Here is a 24946-nt window from a genome sequence, read left to right as displayed (position 1 = left end):
TTAGGGACTTTGGAGAGCGCGGTGGTGATGCTGTTATAAGTGTTGCCCAATTCGCTGTATCGGGATTTGAAATGCACTAGAGTGTCAGCGATATTTTCTGCTTGCTGTATTTGTTGCTCTTGAGTGCCAAAATGAGCGATGGAGTTGTTTAAATTTGTTATGGTTTGTTCCACATAGGCGCAACCGGAAGCGAAAGTTTGAGTGGTAACCGTGCCAGGGGCTGAACCTTGTGTGCCACCAGTGCCAGCTGTTGAAGGGTTGTGGCATGTGGCTAAAAAGCTTTTAACAAAATTTCGAAAATCCCCGGTAAGCCTATCAGGGTTAAGGGTTTGCCCCACTTGATGGGCTAGATCGAGCATTTTGGCTTGCGCGCTAGCGTTAGCGAGCATGCCTTGAGCGAAGCTAGCGTCTGTGAAAGGGTTGAAAGGCTTGCCATTACTGCCTCCCACTGGAGTTGTTTGTTCATTGTTGTTAATCGTGTTCGTTTGATTAACCAGCTCTTGCGCGTCTGTGATCATCTTTTGGATCGCGCTGATTTCTTCTGAAAAAGCGCCGCATATTTTCCCACTAGTAGTAGAGAATTTTGGGGCGTTAGCCTCACTACTATTATTAGCATGGAAAAACGGGCATGCCGTGTTGATGGTGTTAATAAGCGTGCTCGCTTGCGCCAACAAGAATTGAGCGCTATCAGGCACATTGCTCAATGCGTTAGTGATTTCGGTGTAGGAAACATGTTGTGTATTACCTAGTGCTGTGCTATCAACGACTTTTGAACTGATCGTGGTTTTTACTTGTTTGCCGTCTATGGTTTGGGTTTCAGTCTTTTTTCCGCCATTTTGTTCGCTTACACCTGTGGCTTCACTCGAGCAGTTATTATTCCCTTCCCCTGAGCATGTGTAAGTATAGGTTACACTAACCGTCCCGTTGTTTTCTTTGAGCGCGGGTAAGCCTTTCTTTAGTGCCGTTTGGAGGATCTGATAGGCTTCGTTAAGCTTTTTGAAATTCTCAATACTCATAGGGCCATAGTATCCAGGAGTATACCCGTTCAAAGAACAAGTGATGGAAGTGGATCGATACCCTGGCTCGTTGTTGAAGATGGTGGTTGAAGAGGTGCTTTTTTGGCCATTGGCATTACCCCCGCATTGCGTAACATAGCCTACAACATTCCAAAACCCTACCGCTGCATTGATCGCTAAAAGCACGGCTTGATAGGCGGGGGAATTTTTGGTATCGCCGATCAAATTCTTCGCGCTCGCGCCCAGATTTTCACGCGCCGCATTAATCGCGCTCGGATCAGCGGATAATTTGATGAGGGAGTTTAGGGTGCTGTATCTAGTTAAAAGCTTGCTCAAGTTTTCATAGTTGTCTGAAAGCTGTTGGACGCCTTTGGTGTTTTTCACCACTTGAGCGGCTTCACCGATTTGATAGCCAACGCTTGTGTAAAAGCCGTCGTCTTCAGCGCTCAAAGTGGAAACTAAAAGTGAGCCTAAAGTTAATGAAAGGATGTGTTTTTTCATGTTTTCTCCTTTTTAGATTGAATTGGATATTAGGGATTTCATACATTCATTGGACATTTGGAATGTATTTGTAGCATTATAGCATAAAAGCGTTTTTTTTTTTTTGTCATTTTCTTAAAAATTTTGTCATTTTTTGATTTTGATGCGTTTTGTTTCGTTTGGTGTTGTTCGTTTAGTGTTGGAATTTTGTTAAAAAGCATTTTCTTAAAAAGATAGCTTAAAAAGATAGGGGGGATTTTTTAAAAAAGATTGGTTGCGGAGAATGGATTTGAACCACTGACCTTTGGGTTATGAGCCCAACGAGCTACCGGACTGCTCTACTCCGCGCCAAAATACGCTGATAAAATCGCTAATAAAGGAAAAATGGCTGGGGTGCAAGGATTCGAACCTCGGAATGCCAGGACCAAAACCTGGTGCCTTACCGCTTGGCGACACCCCAACAAACAAACAACAAAATTAAAAGAAGCATTATACAAAAGCTTTTTAAAAAAGTCAAGCTAAACGCTATAATTTCATCATGGAAAATGGATTTGACCCCCTAATTTACAAACGCTATTTGAAAAAGAAAGAAACCTTTTTGCTTTTTAAAAAAATCGCTCAAATGTCTGCGTTTAAAAATTTAAAACTCCAGCTCAAGCGAAGAGAAGCGATCAAGCATTATGTTTCCCAAGCTTTAGGGGATTTAAAAAAAGGCTTTAGATACGCTAAAATAGAAAATCAAATCCTAAAAATCTACTTCACGCACCCTAGCTATTTGAAAGCCTTTAAGATAGAAGAAGATCATTACACCAACACCCTAAAAGCCCGTTTTAAAGAAACGCAAAAAACCCTAAAAGCCTTGAATCACCCCTTTGATTTTAAAACAATCCAAGCGAGCGTGAGAAAAAGGGCTTATCAAAAACCGGTTGTAAAAAAAGAAAAACCCCCTAAAAGCGTGGATGTCAATTGCGAAGGCTTGAGCGATTTCACTAAAAAGCAGTTTCTAAAGCTCAAACGCGTTTGTAACGATAATACGCCGCGCACGCCCCCTCAGAGCTGACCATGCAACTGCCGATCGGGTTTTGTGGGGTGCAAGTTTTGGCAAATAGCGCGCAATCTAGGGGCTTAGCGGTGCCTTTTAAAATTTCCCCGCACTTGCATGCCTTGTTTTCTTTAGAGGTTTTGTGGCTTAAATGCTCTTTAAAGACTTTTTCAGCGTCATAAGAGGCGAATGTTTCTTTGAGTTTGAGGGCGGAATGTTTGATATTCCCCAAACCTCTCCATTCAAAATTTTCCCTAACTTCCATGCATGCATTGACTAGCTCTTGCGCTTTCACATTCCCCTCATAGCTAACCGCTCTTTTATACTGGATTTCTAGCTTGGCTTCTTTTTTTAAGGCTTGTTTGATAAGCATCAGCACGCTTTCTAAGATATCCACCGGCTCAAAACCGCTCACAACAATGGGGAGCTTGAAGCGCTCTGTTAAAGGGGCATAGATTTGAGCGCCGCTGATCACGCTCACATGGCTAGGGGCTAAAAGAGCGTTAATCCGGCATGCTGGATCGTTTAAAATCGCGCTCACGCTGGGAGGCACTAAAAGGTGGTTGATGTGGAAAAAAAGATTGTGGATTTTTTCTTTTTTGGCGTTCAATAAAACACTAGCGCTCATGGGCGTGGTGGTTTCAAAACCGATCGCAATATAAATGACTTTTTTATGCGGGTTTTCTTTAGCGATTTCTAAAGCTTGCATGGGCGAATACAAAAAGCGCGCATCTAGCCCCTTTTCTCTGGCTTGTATCAAACTCCCATAGCTCCCTGGGACTTTCATCATATCCCCTAAACTTAAGATAATGCTATCTTTGATTGCAGCGAGTTCATAAGCTTCATCAAGGCGCGCTCTTGGCATCACGCATACCGGGCAGCCCGGCCCATGCACAAACTCTAAATTTTTAGGCATCAAATCTAAAAGCCCGTATTTCATGATAGAATGCGTATGCCCTCCGCACACTTCCATGATGACTAATTTTTTTTCAAGTTTAGAAGCGAGTTTTTTGATTTCATTAGAGAGCACTAAAATGGTTTGCTTGTCTCTAAAAGGGGCGATGAGATAATTAACGCTCATTATCACTCATGCGTTTTGTTATTCATGCGTTTCGTTCATTTTGGCGATCATTTCTTGATAAAGCGCAATGGATTCTAGGGCTTCTTTTTCATCAATCTTACTCATCACATAGCCGATGTGCAACAGCACATAATCGCCCACTTTAACGGACTCGCCCATTAAATCCAAGCTCGCTTCTCTTTGAACGCCCAAAGTTTCTAAAAGCGCCACATTATTATTAATGGCTATGACTTTAGAAGGGATCGCTAAACACATTAAAACGAATGCGTGGATTGGTAATTTTCACGCTTTTTTTCTAAAAGGAAATTTTTAAAATCTTCCAAGCTTTTAGGGTCTTTGGAACTCATTAAAAAAATAGGCGCTTCAGGCTTTAATTTTTGCATGTCTTCTTTGACTTGAGAAACCCTGAAATTAAACACTTCAATCATATCCGCTTTACTGATAATCACCGCATCTGCGCACATGAACATCGTGGGGTATTTTAGCACCTTATCATCGCCCTCTGGGACTGAGAGTAAAACGATATTCATCGCCGCTCCTAGATTATAGCTTGAAGGGCAAACCAAATTCCCCACATTTTCAATGATTAAAAAATCGCTTTTTTCTAACGCTCCCTCATCTTTGAGTAAATCAAACGCCCCTTCAATCATGCTCGCTTCCAAATGGCACGCTTCGCCGGTGGTGATCTGGTGCGCGCTCACGCCTTTTTTACGCAATCTGTCCGCATCTCTATTGGTTTGCAAATCGCCCTCTACCACGCAAAACTTAAAGTCTTTAAAATCCGCTAGGTTTTCTAGCATCGTGGTTTTACCGCTGCCTGGAGAGCTCATGAAATTCAACACATACAGCCCTTCTTTCAAGTAGCGTTCTTTCATTTCAGCGGCTTTAATGTCGTTCTTGCTCAAAATCTTTTCTACGATTTTGACATCTTTTTTACTCAAATTAGGGTTATTTTGTAAAGATTCTTTTCGTTGTTCGCTCATGCTTGTTCCTTTCTTTTAAAATTTTCGTATCGTAGCGCGCTTAATTAAACGGCTATGATTTAGCGGCTTTTTTTATCTTTTTGGCTAATTTTTAGCTCAAAAAATGCACCTAATTTTAATCCCTTTCGTTGCTGTCGTCTTTATTCTTTAAAACTAGCCTAATAATCCTCCAGATGATGATTAATAAAATTATGGTTAAAAGCAAATACCAAGTATTCATAAAAACAACTTTCCATTTTTCTTATTTTTTACTTAAAGATAGCCTTATAACGCTATTTTCTAAAGCGTCCAAACGATGCAAAACTTGGGCTTCTAGGCTGATTAATGCTCCCTTTGGCATTTCTATTTTTTCATTTTCAGCTTCAAAAATGATTTTACCCTCTAAAACCTGCACGCTGATAGCTCCCGGAGCCTTGTGTTTGTCTAGGATCGCTCCTTTGGGCATGCAAATACGGATTTCCTTATTGGAAGAATTTTCACTCAACGCTTCAATGTGGAGCTTTTCAAAATGAACGCCCTCTAAAAAATGAACCATTTTCATCAAACAACCTTTATTTTAATTTTTCTACTATTTCTTTCGCTTGTAAAGCGATTTCTAGCTCTTCATCAGTAGGGATTCGTAAAACCTTAACTTTAGAATCAGGCTGGCTCAAATCCACTAATCCGTTGCCCGGATTGTCGTTGGTGGGCTTGTGCAAAGCGATCCCTAAATTTTCCAAGCCTTCACACACGCTCTCTCTTAAAGCCGAGTAGTTTTCCCCTAATCCCCCTGTAAAGATAATCGCATCCACCCTCCCTAAAGCCACCATGTAAGCCCCAATATGCTTTTTAATGCGATAAGCGCACATTTCAAAAGCGAGTTTAGCCTGCTTATCGCCTTTTTCTTTTCTGGCTTCTATGTTTCTGGCGTCATTATCCCCACAAATGCCTTTCAAGCCGCTTTCATGGTTTAAAATTTTCATCACTTCTTCTAAACTTTTATTAGCGCATTGCGCGATGTATTCCACCACAGTGGGGTCAATATCCCCACACCTTGTGCCCATGATCAAGCCTTCTAAAGGGGTTAGCCCCATAGAAGTATCCACGCTTTTACCCTTTTGAATGGCTGCTGCACTTGAGCCGTTCCCTAAATGCAAACTGATAGCGTTAAATTCCTCATAAGCGGTATTCAAAAACTTCGCCGCTTCTTTAGCCACATAATGGTGTGAAGTCCCATGGAAACCATAACGGCGGATTTGATACTTTTCATACAATTCATAAGGTAAAGCATACATGTAAGCGTAACTAGGCATAGTGGCATGGAATGCGGTGTCAAAAACAGCGATTTGAGGGATATGGGGGTGCGCTTTTTGAACAAATTCAATACCAGCTAAATTCGCCGGGTTGTGTAAGGGGGCTAAAATAGAAAGCTTGTCAATTTCTTGCATGACTTTTTCATTGACTAAGACTGGGGCATGGAATTTATCCCCTCCTTGAACCACACGATGCCCTATAGCGTCAATTTGATTAAAATCTTTGATGATCCCCATTTTCGTTAAACTCTCACGAATCATTAAAAGCCCGCTCGCATGATCTTTAATCACAAGTTTTTCTTTAAGCTCTTGATCGTTATGGTGCAAATGCGATTTGATTTTCAACTGCCCTATTTCTTCGCCGATTTTTTCGGCTAAACCGCTCGCTAAGGGCTTGTTTTCTTGCATGTCAAACAATTTAAACTTAATAGACGAACTGCCCAGATTCAAAACTAAAATTTCCATGCGTTCCCTCCTAATCTTGCGCTTGAATGGCGCTAATCAAAACGGTGTTGATAATATCTTCCACTAAAGCGCCCCTACTCAAATCATTAACGGGCTTATTCAAACCTTGTAAGATGGGCCCTATCGCCACGGCTTTAGCACTTCGTTGCACCGCTTTATAAGCGATATTCCCAGCGTTTAAATCCGGGAAAATAAGAACGCTAGCTTGCCCGGCCACTTGGCTGTTAGGCATTTTTTTCTTCGCTACGCTTTTATCAATGGAAGCGTCAAATTGTAAAGGGCCATCAATTTCTAATTGTGGATCTAAACGCTGAGCGATCTCTCTAGCTTCGTTGATTTTGTCTATCATTTCGCCTTGCGCGGAATCGCCTGTCGCATAAGAGAGTAGGGCCACTTTAGGCGCGATATTGAATTGCTTAGCGCTTTGCGCGGAAGTGATAGCGATTTCAGCCAATTCTTTAGGGCTAGGGTTAGGGATAATCGCGCAATCCCCAAAGGCTAGCACTTGAGTGTCTAAACACATGAAAAACACGCTTGAAACCAGGCTCACGCCGGGCTTAGTTTTGATGATTTGTAAAGCGGGTCTAATGGTCTCAGCCGTGGTGTGATTGACCCCAGAAACCATAGCATGCGCGTAGCCTAAATGCACGAGCATGGTCGCAAAATAAGTCTTATCCAGCGCTAATTGCTCGGCTTCTTGCTCACTCAATCCCTTTGATTTTCGCAATTCATACAAGCTTTTAGCGAATTCTTCTCTATAATGAGAAGTGTTGGGATCGATGATTTCTACATTGTCTAAATTCAAGTTCAAGTTTTTCGCTTGGGAATCAATAACCTCTTTATCGCCCAATAAAATCAATCCCACCGCGCCCATAGCGTTCAAACGATGCACGGCTTTTAAAATCCTTTCATCTTCGCTCTCTGGTAAAACCACTTTTTTAATCTGTCTTTTAGCCTTTTTTTCCAAGCCCATTTGAAAGGCTAAAGGGGTAATAATCTCGCTTTTTGTTTGCAACACGCTTTCAATCACGCTCGCTTCTAATTCGCATTGTTGCTTGCAAAGAGACGCGCTCAAAAAATGTGGTTTTTCAAGCATTTCGCCCGCAAATAACCCTACAGCGAAAGGGGCTTCTTTTTTAAGAATATGAGAGTGCATGGCTTTCAAATATTCCAAACTCGTTTGCACGACAGCCACCATAGGAGCGTTTAGATGCTTGGCTAAAGTGGTGTTTAAATCTAAAAGAGCGTTTAAGAAAAACTTCGGCGTATACCCCAAGCAAACCACAAAATCATGCACAGATTGTAATTCATCATAGCGTTTGAGAATCGTTTCAAATAGTAACTCTTCTTGAGCAGCGCTTACAAGCTCTAAAGCCTTTTGTTTGTCTATGGCGCTATGAAATTCTAAAGAGTTCAAGCCCTCGCACTCCCCAAAGCCCTCACACCCCCCACTAATGGGCGAAAACAAGGCGATTTTTTGATAACGAGGCTTCAATGCTTTTAAAAGGCTCTTACAAGCAACCCCTAAAACTTCCATATTCTCTGGATAAATCCACAAACTTTGCATGCCAATCTCCCTAAAATCATCGTTTTTATTTAATTGTAGCAAAATTTAATTAAACCTAAACGAAACCATGATTTTGTAAAAAGGCTTTTAGCATTTTTAGATTTGATCATTCATCTTAAGGAACTCTTTTTGCTTGACTTTCGCCATGTAAAATAAAAGAGTTGTTTTAAAGGATAACCATGCCATCTTTTGTTAATCCCATTCACACCAACGCAAACGCCAACGCAAACGCCAACGCAAGCGCCAACGCAAGCGCCAACGCAAACGCTTTAATAAATAGCGGAGCGAAAAACGAAGTTAAAGACACCAAAAACGCCCCTAAAAGCGCATCAAAGGATTTCAGTAAGATCTTAAACCAAAAGATCTCTAAAGACAAAACCGCCCCTAAAGAAAATCCTAACGCTTTAAAAGCCTCGCCCAAAGACGCTAAAGAGAACGCTAAAGAGCTTGAAAAAACCCCTACCCCACACCACCAACACGCTCAAAATCTCGCTAAAGACCAACAAGCCCCTACCTTAAAAGATTTGCTCAACCACAAAAAAACCACCGCCTCGCATGAAGCTCAACATGAGATTCACAAAAACCATGAAACTAACCCAAAAACCCCTAACGAAACTTTAAACAAGAATGAAAAAAAGCCTAATGGAGTTGTTTCTAACGCTCATCAAGTAAGCTTAACCAATAAAAACCCACTAACCCCCACTAACCACGCTAATAACGCTATCAAAAACCCCACAGCCCCGACTGACACTAAAAAAGATCCAAAAACCCTTAAAGACATCCAAACGCTGAGCCAAAAACATGACTTGAACGCCAGCAACATTCAAGTGGTTGCTCCGTTAGAAAAAAAAGAAACCCCCTTAAAGGCGAGCGATCAGCTTGCTTTAAAAACAACGCAAACGAGTATTAACCACACCCTTGCAAAGAACGACTCTAAAAACACCGCCAACCTTTCTAGCGTTTTGCAATCCTTAGAAAAAAAAGAATCGCAAAATAAAGAGCACACAACCCCCCCTAGTAATGAAAAAAAAACGCCCCCTTTAAGGGAAGCTTTACAAATGAACGCTATTAAAAGGGATAAAACGCTTTCTAAAAAAAAGCCAGAAAAAATCCCCACTAAAACCGAAACTACAGCCCAAGCCGCAACGCCAGAAAATGCCCCTAAAATCCCTCTTAAAACGCCCTCTTTAATGCCTTTAATAGGAGCTAACCCCCCTAATGATAACGCTCCAACGCCCCTAGAAAAAGAAGAAAAAGCTAAAGAAGCAAGCGAAAATAAAGAAAAAACTAAAGAATCCACTAACAGCGCTCAAAACGCACAAAACGCCCAAGCTAGCGATAAAACAAGCGAGAATAAAAGCGTTGCCCCTAAAGAAACGATCAAGCATTTCACCCAACAATTAAAGCAAGAAATCCAAGAATACAAACCCCCCATGAGCCGGATCTCTATGGATTTATTCCCTAAGGAATTGGGCAAGGTTGAAGTAACCATTCAAAAAGTGGGTAAAAACCTTAAAGTGAGCGTGATTTCTCATAACAACAGCTTGCAAACCTTTTTAGACAACCAACAAGATCTCAAAAACAGCCTGAACGCTTTAGGCTTTGAAGGGGTGGATTTGAGCTTTTCGCAAGATTCTTCTAAAGAACAACCCAAAGAACCATTAAGAGAGCCATTCAAAGAGCAGGAATCAACCCCCTTAAAAGAAAACGCCCTAAAAAGCTACCAAGAGAATACGGATAATGAAAACAAAGAAACGAGCATGCAAATCACTCTTTATGCGTGATTTTAAGCAAGTTTGCTCTATAATAGGACATCTTTAATAAGGAAGAGATCATGGCCATTGATTTAGCAGAAGTTACAGGAGCTAAAGCCGCACAAGAAAGGAAAAAAGAGCAGCCCGCAATCGCTAACGGGTTGGATAAAAACGCTTTCATGAAACTCTTTTTAGAGCAATTGAAAAATCAAGACCCCACCGCTCCTATGGAAACAGATAAAATCATCACCCAAACCGCACAACTCACGCAAGTAGAAATGCAAGAAGAAAACAAAAAAACCATGCAAGAAGTCGCCAGCGCGATGAAATCCAATAAAGAAACTAACGAGTCTTTAAAAGACTTTCAAGGCGCTTTAAAAGACACCATGGAAAACCTTAATAAAGGCATGGACGATAGCCTAAAGGCTAATAACGCTTTAAGGGAAGTGAGCGCACTCAATTCTGTGAGCATGATAGGCAAAATCGCTGAAACCGATGTGAGCGGGGCGAATTTTGATGGCAACAACAAGCTTTCTTTTTCGCTCTTTTTTGATGAAAAAATTGACGCTTCTAAAGGAGTGCCAGCGATTCAAATCCTGAATGAAAACAATGAATTAGTCAAAACGATTCCTTTAAAAGATTATAACGGGCAAAAGGGGTATATCAATTTTGAATGGGACGGCTTGAACGAAAAGGGCGAAAAAGTCCCTAAAGGCAATTATAAAATCAAGGCTGAATACAATTTAGACTCCCAAAGCAAGCAGTATTTGCAAACGCGCATCGGTAGGGGCGAAGTGGAAAGCGTGATTTTTGATAAAGGCAAACCCATGCTAAGAATGGGCGAAATGATCTTACCCATAGACAGCGCGATAGAGTTTTATAAACCGGATCAAAAGCCGCTTGAACAAAAGCCACTTGAACAAAAACCTCTTGAACAAAAACTCTCTGATCAAAAGCCGCTTGATCAAAAGCCCCAAACCCCCCCTAAAGAGACAGCATGAACGACACCTTATTAAACGCTTATAGCGGGATTAAGACCCACCAGTTTGGCATTGACAGCCTTTCAAACAATATCGCCAATGTCAATACTTTAGGCTATCGCTCCAATGATCCGGAGTTTAAGACCTTGTTTTCTTCGCATTTAGACGCTTTAAACGCCAAATCCGTTGTGGCTAACGACCGAAATTACGGCGTTACAGGCTCAGGCAATGTCCTTTCTAATAAAGACGGGGAATACATGCCAAGCGAGGGGGAATTCCACATGGCGTATCAAGGCAAGGGCTGGTTTGTGATAGGACCCAATAAAAATGGGGAAATGACCATTAATAAAGACGGCTTTAGCAAGAAACAGGATAATTTCCTCACGCGCGCCGGCAATTTCGCCAGGGACGCTGATGGCTATTTAGTAACCCCTGAGGGCTATTATGTTTATGGTATTGATTTGAAAAAAATCAAAGACGGCACGCTCAATTCCACTGCTAGAGATGAAGACATTGAAAAATTGCATGGCAACACCCTTTCGCCCTTACAAATCCCCCAAGATTTGACTTACCAGCCCGTGCTTAGCACGAAAGTGGGTATTAGCGTGAATCTAAACCCTAAAGACCATTTAAAAGGCGCGCAAGATTTTTTCTTAAACGACAAGGGCGAGATCATTAAAGAGCGTTTTTTAAACCAGGATATTAACGCTTTAGCGAATGACGATAACGAGCCAATAGATGCGATCACCAATCGTAAATTAAACATCAGTATCCAAAAAGAGAATGGCAAAAAAGAGGATTTGGTTTTCACTTATGGGGACGCTGAAAAAGGCGAAAACCAATTCAAAACTTTAGGCGATTTGCAAAAACTCTTTAAAGAAAAAACCGGGTTAGACTTGAACCTCATCAAAAGCGAAAAAGACGCCAAAAGCCCACCCCTTTTATTAGAGATCGCTAATCCTAGCCAAACGCCTATCACCTTTAGCTTGAGCGGGGGCATTGCGGATAAATTGGGCTTGAATGCGAACGGAATGGAATTAAAAAAGGGCATTAGTAGGGATTCAGTAGCGATTAAAATCCCTTATTACAGCACAGAAGTGGATATTTATGATAAAGCCGGGGATAAATACTTGCTCCAGAGCGAATATTACATGACCAATTCCAACGATCCCACATCAAGCCCCACGAGTAAAAGGAAAAACCAAACTTGGGAAGTGAAAAGCTACATCGTAGATCCCAAAAACAAAACCCCTATCAATGATCCTACTTGGGAAATTGTCGGCTTTGATTCAGCCACGCACAAGATGAAATCCGCCCCCATGACTTTAGATTTTAAAGGCAATAAACTCACCTACTCTTTAGATAAAAGCGAAAACCATGATTCTAGCGATTTGTCTTACCAAGACTCTAAACTCTTAGAAGCGAGTCAAGACGGCAAGCCTAGGGGCATTTTTAGAGACATGCGCATTGAAGAAAATGGCGTGATTTCTCTGGCCTTTAGTAACGGGGTGGTAGAGCCGGTCGCTCGCATCGGTATTTTGGCTTTCACTAACGATCAAGGCTTGAGAAAAATCGGCGGTAACCTCTATGAAATGCAAGAAGGCACCATTAATGGCGAAAACAGACCCCTAAGCGGTAACCCCATTTTAGGGTGGGATGAAGAGGGCAAGCTCAAGTTTGGGAAAATCAGGCATAAATATTTAGAAACGAGCAATGTGAATGCCGGGAACGCCCTAACCAATCTCATTTTAATGCAAAGAGGCTATTCTATGAACGCTAGAGCCTTTGGCGCGGGCGATGACATGATTAAAGAAGCCATTAGTTTGAAAAAATAAAGGACTAAAATAAGGAGTGTGGTAAAATATCCTTTTTAATAAGGATATTTAATGATACCCACACAGCTTAATGAAATTGCAAAATTTTTAAAAACAAACCCTTATAATTTGTCTCAACCCTTACAAGATGGACGCTTAAATCCATCGGTCAATGAAGAAGAAATTTTAAACACCATCAAACATTCTTTTCCTATCCAACTACCAAAAGCTAGAGAGTGGTGGGATTTTAGTTTTGAAGAAAACGATATTTTTTATCCTGTTAATCTTAAAACCACCACTACAAAAACCGCTGACAATCTTAATTGTAAATTAGGGATTTATTATGCGTTGTGTGGCTTATTGCCGACTTTCAATAACAAAATTGCATGGGAAAAATACTTTCAAAAACTGCATAAAGACTTAGGCAAAAACACCGATAGAGACTATTATTTTTTAATTATCAACAAAAACGATCCTAAAGATGTTTTTATCAATTCCTTAAAAGGTATTCAAACTCTTCAGTCAAATGGCAATAACTTGCCCTTTCAATGCAAGTGGGATAACAACAGAAAAATCATTCAAAGAGACTTTGATGGAAGTAAAAACTTCATTTTAAGCGCTCTAGCCAAAAGCGTTAAGTTACGAGCTAATATCTATTTAACATTCAAAGATTTTTTTGGAGAATTTTTTGAATAAATGGGATATTAAAACTTTAGGGCAGGTTTTCACCCCTAAAAATATAGTGGATTTCATGCTCACTCTCAAACACAATCATGGGAGTGTTTTAGAGCCAAGCGCGGGCGATGGGAGTTTTTTAAAGCGTTTAAAAAAGGCTGTAGGGATTGAAATCGATCCTAAAATCTGCCCTAAAAATGCCCTTTGCATGGACTTTTTTGACTACCCTTTAGAAAACCAATTTGACACGATCATCGGTAACCCGCCCTATGTCAAACACAAGGATATTGCGCCAAGCACCAAAGAAAAACTCCATTACAGCCTTTTTGATGAAAGGAGTAATCTCTACTTGTTTTTCATAGAAAAAGCGATCAAGCATTTAAAACCTAAAGGCGAATTGATTTTCATCACCCCAAGGGATTTTTTAAAATCCACTTCCAGCGTGAAATTAAACGAATTGATTTACAAAGAAGGCACGATAACGCATTTTTTTGAATTAGGCGATCAAAAGGTTTTCCCAAACGCCATGCCCAATTGCGTGATTTTTCGTTTTTGTAAGGGCAATTTCAGCAGAATCACCAACGGTTGTTTGCAATTTATGTGCAAAAAAGGCATTTTATATTTCCTCAACCAATCTTACACGCAAAAATTAAGCGAGGTTTTTAAGGTTAAAGTGGGGGCAGTGAGCGGGTGCGATAAGATTTTTAAAAATGAAAAATACGGGAATTTAGAATTTGTCACCTCAATCACGAAAAGAACCAATGTTTTAGAAAAAATGGTTTTTGTCAATGAGCCTAATGATTATTTACTCCAACATAAAGATAGCTTGATGCAAAGAAAGATTAAAAAATTTAATGAAGCCAATTGGTTTGAATGGGGCAGAATGCACCACATATCCCCTAAAAAACGCATTTATGTCAACGCCAAAACGCGCCAAAAAAACCCCTTTTTCATCCACCAATGCCCTAATTATGACGGCTCTATTTTAGCGCTATTCCCTTATGACCAAAACTTAGATTTACAAAACCTCTGCGACAAACTCAACGCTATCAACTGGCAAGAATTGGGCTTTGTGTGCGATGGGCGTTTTTTGTTTTCGCAGCGCTCTTTAGAAAACGCTCTTTTGCCTAAAGACTTTTTAAATCTAGGATAAAACTTGTTAGAAACTTTGCAATTAAACCCCGAGCAACTCAAAGCGGCCAAGGCTTTGAAAGGGTATAATTTAGTGATTGCAAGCGCTGGCACAGGAAAGACTTCTACGATTGTGGGGCGCATTTTATACCTGCTTGATAACGGCATCAAGCCTGAAGAAATCTTGCTTTTGACTTTCACCAATAAAGCGAGTAATGAAATGATTGCTAGGGTGGCTAAATATTCCAAGTTAAGCTCCAAAATTGAAGCGGGCACTTTCCATGCGGTAGCGTATCGCTATTTAAAAGAGCATTACCCCAATTTAAGCCTGAAGCAACCTAAAGAATTGAAAAAGCTTTTAGAAAGCATTGTGGATACCAAAAACGCGCTAACAGATGACGATAAAAAGCCCTACACTTCGCAGCACCTCTACGCCCTCTATTCTCTTTATACCAACGCTCTAAAACAAGAAGATTTTAGCGCATGGCTTTCTAGTAAAAACCCTGAACACACGCCATACGCCGCTTTTTATGAAAACATTTTAGACGAATTTGAAAACACTAAAAAAAAGCATAACTATATTGACTATAACGATTTACTGCTGTTATTTAAACAAGCGATGCTAGAAAAACCTAGCCCTTATAAAGAAGTGCTTTGCGATGAGTTTCAAGACACTAACCCCTTACAAGAATCCATTTTAGACGCTATCAACCCTCCCAGTTTGTTTTGCGTGGGCGATTACGATCAAAGCATTTACGCTTTCAATGGGGCGGATATTTCTATCATTTCTAATTTCACTCAAAAATACAAAAACGCCCGGGTTTTCACGCTCACCAAAAACTACCGCTCTTCTAAAGAGATTTTAGATCTCGCTAATCAAGTGATACAGCGCAACGAGCGCATTTACCCTAAAAATTTAGAAGTGGTGAAATCAGGGCATTTCAATAAGCCCGCGCTTTTAAATTACAGCGACAATATCGCGCAATGCCAAGACATCGCTAAGCGCATTGTCATGCGAAAGAATTTTAAAGAAGTGGCAGTGATTTTTAGGAATAACGCGAGCGCGGATCAATTAGAAGCCGCTTTAAGATCCCACAATGTGCCAAGCAAAAGAAAAGGGAGCGCGAGCTTTTTTGAATCCAAAGAAGTAGCGTTAGCGTTAGACATTTGCGCACTCATCTTTAACCCTAAAGACATCATGGCAGCAATCCATGTTTTAAGCTATATCAGCGATATTGGCTCTAACACCGCTAAAGACATTCATGAGGCCTTAATGCTTTTAGGCAATGGCGATCTCAAACTAGCCCTAACCCACCCAAGCAAAGAAGCCAAAATTTACACCAAGAAAAAAGAAATCACCTCTATGGGGCTTTTTGAAGAAATTTTTGCCCTAGAAAACAGCTCAAGGTTTAACAGCGTGATAGATAAAGCGTTCCATTCGCACCCGGTGTTGATGCACCCTAAAATCTCACCCAATGGGGCTAAAATGCTTAGCGATTTTTTCACTCTTTATACCAAAGCCCCCACCCATTCCCCTAGCGCTTTAATCAAACACATTCTAGAAAGCGCGTTTTTTCAAACCTTTAAAACACGCCTTTTAAAAGAGCGCTCCAAAAATAAGGACGGCTCTTATAACGAGTTTAAAAAACTCCAAGCGCAAAAACGCTTCAATGAAAAAATGGACTTGATGAGCTCTTTGGCTAAAAATTACCAAAATTTAGGGCGTTTCTTAAATGGCACTTTAATAGGCTCTAGTGAAGCCACGCAAGGCGAGGGCGTGAATTTATTGAGCGTGCATGCTTCTAAAGGCTTGGAATTTAAAGATGTTTATATTATAGATTTAATGGAGGGCCGTTTCCCTAACCACAAGCTCATGAATACCGGTGGGGGCATTGAAGAAGAGCGGCGGCTTTTTTATGTCGCTATCACAAGGGCTAAGGAAAATTTATGGCTTTCTTATGCGAAAAACGAATTGAGAGAAAACGCCAAACCTAAAGAGCATAAACCCTCGGTGTTTTTGTATGAAGCGGGGCTTTTGAAACCCGATTTAAAATAAAATTGGTTTTTGTATTGTTTGTTTAAAACGCTAGCAACCATAGATTTTAGCTCTAGCTTGTGCTAGAGCCAAAATTTTAGTATAATGGCGTTGTGAGGACCATTAAAACTATGATTGCTAATAATAATTTCATAGTTGGTTATCTCCTTTCGGGGTAACCACCCACTATTACCCCAAACCCTAACATGCTCCAAATTTTCACAACAAAAGAGATAACTTAAAATGATTATTTGCGTTAAGCGTGATTATAGTTTAAAAAACTTAGAAATGCCAAAAAGCGTTTTTAAAACCCCCAAAAATTTAAGGTTAATCCCCCCATGAAATCCCGTTTTTTTTTTTTTTGTAAAAAGCGCTCCAATTGTTGTAACTTTATTCCTTTATAAGGGGTTTTTGAGGGGATTTTTAAGGTTAGTTTAATTTTCATTATGTGAAAATACTATCAATTACATCTAACAATTTGTATGGTAATACCATATCATAAGCCCTGATGTAACTTAAATCCCAAATTTAAACTCAATCAAGGAGCATCCCATTGATAAGGAAAATCATGATAAAGAAAAATAGAACGCTGTTTCTTAGTCTAGCCCTTTGTGCTAGCATAAGTTATGCCGAAGATGATGGAGGGTTTTTCACCGTCGGTTATCAGCTTGGGCAAGTCATGCAAGATGTCCAAAACCCAGGCGGCACTAAAAGAGACGAACTCGAAAGAGAGCTTAACGCTAGTGTAACGAACAACATTTTAAACAACAACACCGGAGGCAATGTCGCAGGGGCGTTGAGTAACGCTTTCTCCCAATACCTTTATTCGCTTTTAGGGGCGTATCCAGAGAAACTCAATGGTAACGATGTGTCTGCGAACGCTCTTTTAGGGGGTGCGGTAGGCAGTGGGACTTGCGCGGCTGCAGGGACGGCTGGTGGCAACTCTCTTACCACTCAAAGCGCTTGCACCGCTGCGGGCTATTACTGGCTTCCAAGCCTTTCTAACAGGGTTTTAAGCACGATCGGCAGCCAGACTAACTACGGCACAAACACCAATTTCCCCAACATGCAACAACAGCTCACCTACTTGAATGCGGCGAATGTGTTTTTTAATGCGATGAATAAGGCTTTAGAAACCAAAAATGGAACTAACGGAACTAGTGGTGCGACTGGTCAAAATGGTCAAACTTACTCCCAACAAGCTATCCAATACCTTCAAAACCAACAAAATATTCTCAATAACGCAGCCAACTTGCTCAAGCAAGATGAATTGCTTTTAGAAGCTTTCAACTCTGCCGTAGCCGCCAACATTGGGAATAAGGAATTCAATTCGGCTGTTTTTACAGGTTTGGTGCAAGGCATTATTGATCAATCTCAATCGGTTTATAACGAGCTCAATAAAAACCCCATTAGCGGGAACGCGTTTAATAACGCTACAGATAACCAACTAACTAACCAAGCTAACGCTGTGCAAGGGCGTGCTAATCAGCTCCCTAACGCTCTTTATAACGCACAAGTAACTTTGGATAAAATCAATGCGCTCAACAATCAGGTGAGAAGCATGCCTTACTTGCCCCAATTCAGAGCCGGGAACAGTCGTGCGACGAATATTTTAAACGGGTTTTACACTAAAGTGGGCTATAAGCAATTCTTCGGGAAGAAAAGGAATATCGGTTTGCGCTATTATGGTTTCTTTTCTTATAACGGAGCGAGCGTGGGCTTTAGATCCACTCAAAATAATGTAGGGTTATACACTTATGGGGTGGGGACTGATGTGTTGTATAACATCTTTAGCCGCTCCTATCAAAACCGCTCTGTGGATATGGGCTTTTTTAGCGGTATCCAATTAGCCGGTGAGACTTTCCAATCCACGCTCAGAGATGACCCCAATGTGAAATTGCATGGGAAAATCAATAACACGCACTTCCAGTTCCTCTTTGACTTCGGTATGCGAATGAACTTCGGTAAGTTGGGCGGGAAATCCAACCGCCACAACCAGCACACGGTGGAATTTGGCGTAGTGGTGCCTACGATTTATAACACTTATTACAAATCAGCAGGGACTACCGTGAAGTATTTCCGTCCTTATAGCGTTTATTGGTCTTATGGGTATTCATTCTAAGAAAGGGGGGAAGAGACGAATATGAAACAAAATTTAAAGCCATTCAAAATGATTAAGGAAAATTTAATGACACAATCTCAAAAAGTAAGATTCTTAGCCCCTTTAAGCCTAGCGTTAAGCTTGAGCTTCAATCAAGTGGGCGCTGAAGAAGATGGGGGCTTTATGACCTTTGGGTATGAATTAGGTCAGGTAGTCCAACAAGTGAAAAACCCGGGTAAAATCAAAGCCGAAGAATTAGCCGGCTTGTTAAACTCTAACACGACAAACAACACCAATATCAATATTGCAGGCACAGGAGGCAATGTCGCCGGGACTTTAGGCAATCTCTTTATGAACCAATTAGGCAATTTGATTAATTTGTATCCCACTTTGAACACTAGTAGCATTCATCAATGTGGTGCTACTAGTAGTGGTAGTGCTGGTGTGACTACTGCTGCTACCACTGGTTCTACTAATAATTCTCCTTGTTTCCAAGGTAACCTGAGTCTTTATAACGAAATGGTTAACTCCATCAAAACTTTGAGTCAAGACCTCAAAAACAATATCTTTCAAGGCAACAACAACACCACGAGTGCTAATCTCTCCAATCAGCTCAGTGAGCTTAACACCGCTAGCGTTTATTTGACTTACATGAATTCATTCTTAAACGCCAATAACCAAGCGGGTGGGATTTTTCAAAACAACACTAATCAAACTTATGGAAGTGGTGTTACCGCTCAACAAATCGCTTATGTCCTAAAGCAAGCTTCAGTCACTATGGGGCCAAGCGGTAATGGTGGGGCTGCCGGTGCGTTTTTGGACGCTGCTTTAGCGCAACATGTTTTCAACTCGGCTAACGCTGGGAATGATTTGAGCGCTAAGGAATTCACTAGCTTGGTGCAAAACATCGTCGATACTTCTCAAAACGCTTTAACGCTGGCCAACAACGCTAACATCAGCAATTCAACAGGCTATCAAGTGAGCTATGGCGGGAATATTGATCAAGAGCGCTCCACCCAACTATTAAACAACACCACAAACACTTTGGCTAAAGTTACTGCTTTGAATAACGAGCTTAAAGCTAACCCATGGCTTGGGAATTTCGCTGCCGGTAACAGCTCTCAAGTGAATGCGTTTAACGGGTTTATCACTAAAATCGGTTATAAGCAATTCTTTGGAGAAAACAAGAATGTGGGCTTACGCTACTACGGCTTCTTCAGCTATAACGGCGCGGGCGTGGGTAACGGCCCTACTTACAATCAAGTCAATTTGCTCACTTATGGGGTGGGAACTGATGTGCTTTACAATGTGTTTAGCCGCTCTTTTGGTAGCCGAAGTCTTAATGCAGGCTTCTTTGGGGGGATCCAACTCGCAGGGGATACTTACATCAGCACGCTAAGAAATAGCCCTCAGCTTGCGAACAGACCAACAGCGACAAAATTCCAATTCTTGTTTGATGTGGGGCTACGCATGAACTTTGGTATCTTGAAAAAAGACTTGAAAAGCCATAACCAGCATTCTATAGAAATCGGTGTGCAAGTCCCTACGATTTACAACACTTATTATAAAGCTGGCGGCGCTGAAGTGAAATACTACCGCCCTTATAGCGTGTATTGGGTCTATGGCTACGCCTTTTAAAAAAGCTCAAGGCCTTTTATAGGCTTTGAACAAACCCTTTAAACCCCCGCTTTAAAACAACCCTAAAATCCTTATCAAATAATCAAATAATTGGAATTAACCCCCCTAGAGAACGCTTTATTAAAAGCTGTTATTTTGCTTTAAGCGTTTCAAAGCCCTTTTATTTTGTGAAGCGATCAAACGCTAACGGCGTTCCCCTAACCCAAAAAAACCGCTTTTTAAACCACCCAAGCAGAAATCCTAAACATCTTTAGCGATTGGAATGAATACCGCTAATTTGTTATAATACTCTCATATATTTGTATCTAGCGTGGGAGAAGCGTGCAAAGTTACGCCGGAGATATGATGCGTGAGAGCTGTAGGGAATGCGTTGGAGATCAAACTCTGTAAAATCCATTAGGGAGCAAGAACCAAACTCTCCCCCAACATCAGGAAGCCCAGTCGCTTTAGCGGTTGGGCGCTTCACAAAACTAGCTTTGCGCAAAGTCTTTTATACTCAGATTTTAAAAAATGCCTTGAAGTGTTTTTAACTTGCTGTGATTTGATTAAAAATCAAAACTTCAGCGTAAGGTTGGTCATCATGTAACTTCTGTCTTGGTAATTAGCGCTAAAATCGCCATCAGGGTTATTGAATTTGGGCGCTCCAAAATACCCTACTTGATAGCCTTTATTGATCCTAGCCCCATAATAAGTGATCCTAAAGTTAAGAAAGACTGATTCAGTGAACGCATAGCTCGCATTGAATTGCAAGGAGTATTCATTAGCCCTCCCCACTTGCCCTAACGCATTTTTATTCGCATGAGAAATACGCCCAAAAACATGCCATGCAAAACGCTTATGAATCCCTCCAACAGAAGTGTAAAAAGTGAAAGTGTTAGCGTTAGTGATCGCATCAGCCAACCCATCATAAGCCGTATTATCCCAAAAATCATAGCCAATCATTCCGGCATGCCTAGTCGTTACGGAGATTTCATTACTGATATAGGAAGTGTTATTACCCCTTGGCATCGTGTGAGAGCCTAAAAAAGCGTCTGAATTGCCAAAGGTGTTATAAAAGCCAATGGACCAGTTGAAATTATCCCACCAAAAAACCTGGCGGATATTTAAAGTAACGCCATTCCTCCCTAACAACGAGCCATGGGGCGTGCTGTCTTCTAAACTATAAGTTTTTGTCTCTGGGTTATACCACCCTCTATAGTATAAAGGGAAAGTTGTCATTATCATGCTTTGAGAGCGAAAGCCTACATTTTCAAAATTCCTATTCGTGTCATAGACTAGCTTAAAACCAGGAGCGTTATAAGTCTTAGGTGCAAAATAATAAAAAAATTGAGCGTCTAATCCCTTATAAGAGTAAGTCGTGGTGATCCCATGCCAGCCGTAATTGATGAAATCGTTGCTGTTATTAGGATTGCCTCCCTTTTTCAAATAAGGCACTGTCGCAAAAAACTCATAAATCCAAGAGTTGAACGCTAAACCTCTCCCAAAAGAACTCCACCACCAAAATCTTAACCTTTGCGTTTCAGTCTTATAGGGCTGATAATACACTTCCCACCCTTGATTGGAACCGCTCATAAAATCAATATTCGCTTCATAACGCCCCGCCTTAAACCCAAAAACGTCTTTGTAATCGTATTTTAAAAAAGCGGTATCCACCACATAAGGCCTTGCATGATAGCTCGCTGATTGAGAAGTCCCCGCATAAGCAGGGCCAAGATACTTATTAAAAAAGTATCCATGATAGCCCCCAATGAAATTCTCTACAATTGAGCCAAAAATCTTCCCGTTAGCTTGGTTAATATCGTTCTTAGTCTTATCATAAGGAATGGCTGCAATCGCCCCACCCAAAGAGAAAGAGAGCCTATGGTTTTCGGTGCCTTTAGGGAGTAAATTGACTTTGACTTGCGCTAAAGTTACAATATCTATAAAACTTTCAGTAGGATAAATCCCTTTTTTAGTATTGAGTTGAGAATTGTTAAAGCCAATCTTAGAAAAATTCTCCACACGACCGCTAAAGCGATAATCAAAAGCTTCTGCAGGACATAATAAAAACGATAAAAGCGATAAAGAAGAAGTCAAAAAATATTTTTCTTGCCTCACTAAACTCTCCCTAATTTTAATTGCATGATCTTTTTTGTTGAGATTATAATTATAATCAAAAAAAAACAGCATGAAGTTAAAATATTAATTAAAATCCACAACCCTATTTTACAAAAAATAACCCTTCATTGTAAATTAGTTTAAAAATTAAAGGATTAAAATCATATATTTGTTACTTCTAAAGAATGTTTTATTGTTGATTAGATTCGCTACCCATGAAACCCTCATTTTTAGCTCCATTATTAAAACTTATAAGAAATTTCAAACCTAGCGTTAAAGCCAGGCTCTGCCATGCCCCTTGCGTATTTGTCTTGATTGGGTTCATCAGGGCTCATCACTGGGCTTGCTTGATCAATATATTGTTGGTTAAAAACATTGTTAAACACCGCATTCAAACTCAAGCCTTCAAGCTTCTTATAGGTGGGTTTGTAGGTTACAAAAAAACTGCTCACCCCATAACCGGGCTTATGCACATAAAAAATCCCGGGCGTTTTGGGGCAATTGCTAGGCCGTCTATCAATATCCGTAGGGCCGTTGCGATAGGGGCTATAAGAGCAATAACTCAAATCCGTAACGAATCGTGAAAGCCAAGTGATGCTAAGGCCGGTGCGTGGGATTGTATAGCTTGCCGTTAAAATAAACACATTGCCTGTTGTGGCAGCCAATTCATACACATCAGCGATCAAGCGCCCTTTTAAAGAAGGCCATGAGCGCGCCACGCTCAAGCCTAAAGAAAAACCCTTGTATTTAGCCGTCCCTGAAACTTCATAACCAGGCACATAAATAATATCTTTTGCGGGCAAGTTGGTTACAAAAAGCGTTGAAGAAAATTGGTTGATGTAATTAGAAATCAGTTGGACAAAACCTGCAGCCCTGAAATCAAAATACTTACTGCTGTATTCGGTGTTAAATTCCACATTTTGTCCGATTTCTGGCTTTAAATTGCGGTTATAGCGCAAATTATCTTGACGCATCCACACCAAACCTCCAGGCATAGGGCCTCTGGTTACATACGCATAAGAAAGCCTGAAATTCAAATTTTCTAAAGGCGAGACATTTAAAGCCGCGCTAGGGCTAAACCCTTGGGTTATGTGCAACTGCCAGTCTTTATCCACTAAAGTATAAACATCATAACGAGTCCCTGCCCCTAAAGTTACCATAGGGTGTAAGGTGTAATTCGCTTGCACATACACCCCAACCACATTCGCGGTAGCGCCATTCCTTTGGCAACGCCCGTTCATGTTGGGATCATTAGGTCCCATAACCCTTAAGCATGCGTCAGGGGCATCGCCGGGTTTGACTAATTCGCTATTAGGGATCGCTTTATCAAAAGTGGTTAAGTTTTGGTAATTCAACCCGTATTCAAAAAGATTGTCATTTTTATGGTCTATGGTGTGGATCACATTCGCATTAAATCCGGAATTGATGATGAATAAATTTTTATTAGCCACCACAGAACCCCCTCCAAGGCTTTTAAAAGTGATGGAGCAAGTTTGTTTCACAGCGTCATAAATACCCCCTTGCGCCACGCATTCATTTTCTCCGCCAAGTTTTGGGTTTGGGGTGAAAGGAATGATAGCCGCTATATCGTTAGGCCTAAAAAGCGGATCAATTTGGACATTCCTAATGCTTGTATAACCATTGATTTTTAATTTAGGATCACCAAAACGACTCCCCCCTTCTCTTTCATAGTTCAAACTCACATTATGCACCAAATTGACGCTATAAGTTTTAAACAAACTAGCGTCATTTTCAAACAAGCAATCGCTAGGGTTTTTCTCGTTAGGGAAAGCGTTAAAATCACCGCAAGAATAGGGTAAAAAAGTGCCTGTAAAATTCGCTCTTAAAGGGCGATTAGCGTTATCTCTGGTCATGTTATAGCTGAGCGTTAAGGTATCCCTTTCGCTCAAATAACCATTGATCTTAGCCATCACATTGTTTTGCTCGCTAGGACTTCCTGTAACTTTATTATCCGCTTTAGGTCTAAAAAGATCTTTTGTGGCATTATCCCCATCACGATAATAAAAAATATTTTGATGCGTGTAATTACAAAAGAATATCAAAATGATTGTTACGATAAGCGCCCATCACGGTTTCTCGATCCCCAAAGTTGGTTAAAAAAGTAACAGCCCCACTTATGGCGTAGTCTTTACCTTTAGGGATAAAATCGCTCGCGCTTCTAGTCTCCATTTTAATCGCGCCAATCAAAGCCATAGGCCCCGCGCTCGCTTGAGCCGCCCCCTTAGTAACCACCACGCTTTTGAGCATTCCAGGGTCAATAATCGTATTGCCTTGATGCCCATAGCTTGCACCCATTTGCGCCGCACCATCCACCGTAACCCTAGCCAATCTGTCTTCAATACCGCGCACATAAATTTTTTGCGCTATAACCGCACCACCACCCACATTGATATTAGGGTTTCTTCTAAACATGTCGCTGATTTGGTTGGCTTGCCTTCTTTCTAATTCCTTACTTGAAATGGTTGTCTGGTTGTTGTAATTAAAGATTTTAGCCGCTTGAGTGGTAACTTTGCCTAGAGTGTGTTGGGCGTTCTTTTTTTGATCTTTTTTTCTTTCTGTCTTTCTTTCTTCTTTTTCTTCTTCTTTAGCCTCCAATTCAAACATTCCCAATAAAGTCAAAACAACAGAAAAACTCCAATATTTCTTAAAACGCTTGTCATTCATTCTTAAAATCCTACTTATAATAATAATTTTTCTTTTTTCTTCTTCTTTAGCCTCCAATTCAAACATTCCCAATAAAGTCAAAACAACAGAAAAACTCCAATATTTCTTAA

Annotated in this window: 17 protein-coding genes, 2 tRNA genes and 1 pseudogene; 9 read left to right on the top strand and 11 right to left on the bottom strand. The window is 40.7% G+C overall.

Annotation, left to right across the window (positions count from 1 at the left end):
• From DBU79_RS07430 to DBU79_RS07420, 3 genes are all read right to left on the bottom strand, one after another.
• Positions 1–1517: SabA family sialic acid-binding adhesin (locus DBU79_RS07430; RefSeq protein WP_154412020.1), on the bottom strand; the 1517-nt coding region annotated here is incomplete at its 3' end.
• A gap of 250 nt (positions 1518–1767) precedes the next feature.
• Positions 1768–1844: transfer RNA gene (locus DBU79_RS07425), tRNA-Met, on the bottom strand.
• A gap of 37 nt (positions 1845–1881) precedes the next feature.
• Positions 1882–1956, bottom strand: a tRNA-Gln gene (locus DBU79_RS07420).
• A gap of 78 nt (positions 1957–2034) precedes the next feature.
• Here DBU79_RS07420 and DBU79_RS07415 point away from each other — a divergent pair.
• Positions 2035–2556, top strand: a complete 522-nt coding sequence (locus tag DBU79_RS07415) for a hypothetical protein (protein ID WP_154412019.1) — start codon at positions 2035–2037, stop codon at positions 2554–2556.
• On the opposite strand, the gene hypD is transcribed toward DBU79_RS07415, so the two are convergent.
• The 6 genes from hypD to pta all read right to left on the bottom strand — a co-directional run bounded on the left by hypD (position 2507) and on the right by pta (position 7926).
• Positions 2507–3619, bottom strand: coding sequence for a hydrogenase formation protein HypD (gene hypD, locus DBU79_RS07410; RefSeq protein ID WP_154412018.1), 1113 nt, complete (start codon positions 3617–3619; stop codon positions 2507–2509). The two genes, DBU79_RS07415 and hypD, sit on opposite strands and share 50 nt — an antisense overlap.
• Before the next feature lie 18 nt (positions 3620–3637).
• Positions 3638–3874 carry a HypC/HybG/HupF family hydrogenase formation chaperone gene (locus tag DBU79_RS07405; RefSeq protein ID WP_000335476.1) on the bottom strand — a complete coding sequence of 79 codons (237 nt, stop codon included), beginning with the start codon at positions 3872–3874 and terminating at the stop codon, positions 3638–3640.
• A complete protein-coding gene (gene hypB / locus DBU79_RS07400) occupies positions 3874–4602 on the bottom strand; it encodes a hydrogenase nickel incorporation protein HypB (RefSeq protein WP_000003589.1) in 729 nt (242 codons plus the stop codon). Before hypB ends, DBU79_RS07405 begins: the two co-directional genes overlap by 1 nt.
• A 241-nt stretch (positions 4603–4843) precedes the next feature.
• The gene (locus DBU79_RS07390; protein WP_000784741.1) at positions 4844–5143 is read right to left on the bottom strand and encodes a cupin domain-containing protein; all 300 of its coding nucleotides are present in this window, start codon (positions 5141–5143) and stop codon (positions 4844–4846) included.
• Between the two features lie 10 nt (positions 5144–5153).
• Entirely contained in the window at positions 5154–6359 is a 1206-nt protein-coding gene (locus tag DBU79_RS07385; protein ID WP_154412017.1) for an acetate kinase, read from the bottom strand.
• Between the two features lie 10 nt (positions 6360–6369).
• Positions 6370–7926: a phosphate acetyltransferase gene (gene pta / locus DBU79_RS07380; RefSeq protein WP_154412016.1), complete on the bottom strand. Its 1557-nt coding sequence runs from the start codon at positions 7924–7926 to the stop codon at positions 6370–6372.
• Between the two features lie 179 nt (positions 7927–8105).
• Here pta and DBU79_RS07375 point away from each other — a divergent pair, with 179 nt between their 5' ends.
• The 8 genes from DBU79_RS07375 (at position 8106) to alpB (ending at position 20054) form a co-directional block, all read left to right on the top strand.
• Positions 8106–9710: a flagellar hook-length control protein FliK gene (locus DBU79_RS07375; protein ID WP_154412015.1), complete on the top strand. Its 1605-nt coding sequence runs from the start codon at positions 8106–8108 to the stop codon at positions 9708–9710.
• A 50-nt stretch (positions 9711–9760) separates the two neighbouring features.
• On the top strand, positions 9761–10681 hold the full coding sequence (flgD, locus tag DBU79_RS07370; protein ID WP_154412014.1) for a flagellar hook assembly protein FlgD: 921 nt from the start codon (positions 9761–9763) through the stop codon (positions 10679–10681).
• Positions 10678–12495, top strand: coding sequence for a flagellar hook protein FlgE (locus DBU79_RS07365; protein WP_154412013.1), 1818 nt, complete (start codon positions 10678–10680; stop codon positions 12493–12495). Before flgD ends, DBU79_RS07365 begins: the two co-directional genes overlap by 4 nt.
• A 51-nt stretch (positions 12496–12546) precedes the next feature.
• Positions 12547–13170 (top strand): restriction endonuclease, encoded by a 624-nt coding sequence (locus DBU79_RS07360; protein ID WP_154412012.1) that lies wholly within the window; start codon positions 12547–12549, stop codon positions 13168–13170.
• On the top strand, positions 13151–14302 hold the full coding sequence (locus tag DBU79_RS07355) for an Eco57I restriction-modification methylase domain-containing protein (protein ID WP_195834251.1): 1152 nt from the start codon (positions 13151–13153) through the stop codon (positions 14300–14302). The genes DBU79_RS07360 and DBU79_RS07355 overlap by 20 nt, the downstream gene beginning before the upstream one ends.
• Before the next feature lie 3 nt (positions 14303–14305).
• On the top strand, positions 14306–16336 hold the full coding sequence (locus tag DBU79_RS07350) for an ATP-dependent helicase (protein ID WP_154412011.1): 2031 nt from the start codon (positions 14306–14308) through the stop codon (positions 16334–16336).
• Between the two features lie 547 nt (positions 16337–16883).
• Positions 16884–18437 carry a Hop family adhesin AlpA gene (gene alpA / locus DBU79_RS07345; RefSeq protein ID WP_154412010.1) on the top strand — a complete coding sequence of 518 codons (1554 nt, stop codon included), beginning with the start codon at positions 16884–16886 and terminating at the stop codon, positions 18435–18437.
• A gap of 21 nt (positions 18438–18458) precedes the next feature.
• A complete protein-coding gene (alpB, locus tag DBU79_RS07340) occupies positions 18459–20054 on the top strand; it encodes a Hop family adhesin AlpB (protein ID WP_154412009.1) in 1596 nt (531 codons plus the stop codon).
• Between the two features lie 552 nt (positions 20055–20606).
• Here the strand turns inward: alpB and hofG are convergent.
• Positions 20607–22151 carry an outer membrane beta-barrel protein HofG gene (gene hofG, locus DBU79_RS07335; RefSeq protein ID WP_154412008.1) on the bottom strand — a complete coding sequence of 515 codons (1545 nt, stop codon included), beginning with the start codon at positions 22149–22151 and terminating at the stop codon, positions 20607–20609.
• Positions 22152–22393: 242 nt separating this feature from the next.
• A pseudogene (locus DBU79_RS07330) lies at positions 22394–24836 on the bottom strand (TonB-dependent receptor).
• Between the last annotated feature and the right edge of the window lie 110 nt (positions 24837–24946).

The organism is Helicobacter pylori (assembly GCF_009689985.1).
Classification (GTDB): Bacteria; Campylobacterota; Campylobacteria; order Campylobacterales; family Helicobacteraceae; genus Helicobacter; species Helicobacter pylori_CG.
The sequence above is the reverse complement of the archived record's forward strand: the minus strand, read 5'-3'. Positions and strand labels throughout refer to the sequence as shown.